Source organism: Mesorhizobium sp. M7A.F.Ca.AU.001.01.1.1, assembly GCF_004022735.1.
Taxonomy (GTDB): domain Bacteria; phylum Pseudomonadota; class Alphaproteobacteria; order Rhizobiales; family Rhizobiaceae; genus Mesorhizobium; species Mesorhizobium ciceri.
In genome coordinates this window covers 1-2,099 of the sequence record NZ_RZPF01000935.1, presented here as the reverse complement: position 1 = coordinate 2,099, position 2,099 = coordinate 1, and the positions used below count along the sequence as shown (strand labels likewise).

The 2,099-nt window shown below is 60.0% G+C and carries 2 protein-coding genes; one reads left to right on the top strand and one right to left on the bottom strand.

Features of this window, described 5'->3' with window-relative positions:
* Positions 1 to 58 precede the first annotated feature (58 nt).
* The gene (locus EN884_RS34190; protein ID WP_063170900.1) at positions 59 to 1,369 is read left to right on the top strand and encodes a DUF4910 domain-containing protein; all 1,311 of its coding nucleotides are present in this window, start codon (positions 59 to 61) and stop codon (positions 1,367 to 1,369) included.
* Here the strand turns inward: EN884_RS34190 and rfbC are convergent.
* Positions 1,364 to 1,915, bottom strand: a complete 552-nt coding sequence (gene rfbC / locus EN884_RS34185; protein WP_024505404.1) for a dTDP-4-dehydrorhamnose 3,5-epimerase — start codon at positions 1,913 to 1,915, stop codon at positions 1,364 to 1,366. The two genes, EN884_RS34190 and rfbC, sit on opposite strands and share 6 nt — an antisense overlap.
* Positions 1,916 to 2,099: the final 184 nt, after the last annotated feature.

Here is a 2,099-nt window from a genome sequence, read left to right as displayed (position 1 = left end):
GGGTCGCCGAAGCCTCGAAAAGACTGGAGGTAGCGGCGGGATAAGCGGTGTGGAACAGGTGAATCCCGGCGGACTCGGCTCGCCGCCAGCGTCCGTCAGCCTCGGCCAGGAAATCTATGCCTTGGCCGAACGTCTGTTTCCGATCTGCAGGAGCATCACCGGAGATGGTGTGCGACAAACGCTGGACGTCTTGTCGGGGCACATCGATTTGGAACGGCATGAAGTGCCGACCGGGACACAGGTTTTCGATTGGACCATTCCCAAGGAATGGAACATCCGCTCGGCAAGCATCACAGGCCCGGACGGACAAACGGTCGTGGATTTCGCTGACTCCAACCTGCACATCGTCAACTACAGCGTACCCTTCAAGGGGATACTGCCGCTCGAAGAATTGAGGCCGCATATCCATACGCTGCCGGAACAACCGAAGGTGATTCCCTACCGCACTTCCTATTACACCCCGACATGGGGCTTCTGCGCAGCCCATGACCGTGTGGCCAACATGCCCGACGGTCTCTATCGGGTGGAGATCGATGCCGAATTCAAAGACGGCAGCCTCGCCTACGGAGAATACCTGCACCGCGGGCAAACAGAACGGGAATTCCTGCTTTCGGCGCACATTTGCCATCCCTCACTCGCCAACGACAACTGTTCGGGCCTGGCCCTGCTGGCAGCGCTCGCAAGAAGCCTGAAGGCAAGGGAAACACGATACAGCTATCGCTTCCTGTTCGCCCCGGGCACCATCGGCGCGCTCGCGTGGCTGTCGCGCAACGAGGACCGGACATGTCTCATCGACCATGGTCTGGTGCTGTCATGCGTTGGTGACGCAGGAAGCCCGGCATACAAGCGCAGCCGCCGCGGTGACGCGCTCGTCGATCGCGCCATGGCACACGTGCTCGGGCGTCTAGCTGGGGCAAAGATGCTGGATTTCTCCCCTTACGGTTATGACGAGAGGCAATATTGCTCGCCGGGCTTCGATCTTCCGGTCGGCATGTTCCAGCGGAGCGTCCACGGCACATTCCCCGAATACCACACGTCGGCCGACAATCTTGACTTCATCAGGCCGGAGCATCTCGAGGATTCCTTCCGCATCCTGACGGACGTAATCGACATCATCGAAGAGGACTGGACGCCGTTGAACCTCTTGCCTAAAGGCGAACCGCAACTCGGCAAGCGCGGCCTCTATGCAGCCCTGGGAGGGCAGAAGTCGTCGGGCGCAACGTCGATGTCGCTGCTTTGGGTGCTAAACCTTGCCGACGGGCAGCATTCGCTTCTGAGCATGGCGGAGCGTTCGAACCTGCCGTTCAAGGAACTCGCCGCCGCCGCCAGACTGTTATTGGGACATGGTCTTTTGGCAGCAGCCTCATGAGGCCGAGGCGCCGGTTCGCCGTCTGACAAGGGGCCAGGACTTGTCCCTTTCCGACATTGCTGTCGGCATCAATGGCCAGCGGATCGAAAAGGCCGGGTCATTGTAGAGGACGCCCGTCGACGCGTGGGGCGCATAGAACTGCGATATGAGATAAGAGACCTCGGTGCCGTCCGTAAGGGTCTGCAGGCCGTGCGCGAATCCGGCGGGGATATAGACCTGCTTCATGTTCTCGGATGTCAGCTCGAAGCCAAGCCACTTGTAGCGTGTCGGTGAATTCGGGCGCAGGTCCACGACGACATCAAAAATAGCGCCGCGGACACAGGAGACCAGCTTGACCTCGGCGTAAGGCTCCTCTTGGTAGTGTAGCCCCCTGAGAGTTCCCTTTTGGACCGAACAGGACCGGCTGTGCTGGACAAATCGGGTCGCCAGACCGCAATCCGCCATCTCCTTTTCGCAGAAAAGACGGGTGAAAAAACCACGGTCGTCAACCATCAGTGTAGGCTCGATCAGCCAGACACCTTGAAGCTCCGTTTCGGTAAACAGCATGCACTTGGATCCCCCGTGCCGAGCAAGACCGGCGCGGCAATTGTCAGCGTCGCCAGCCGACGCTGGAAGGGCTACCTAAGCCTTAGGTGGCCTCTTCGATAGCGGTATATCCGGATGACGGCTTTCCCCGTTCGGCGGGCCTCGCGCCGGCATTGCCGCCGCCCGCTCGCTATTAGGATTAAGG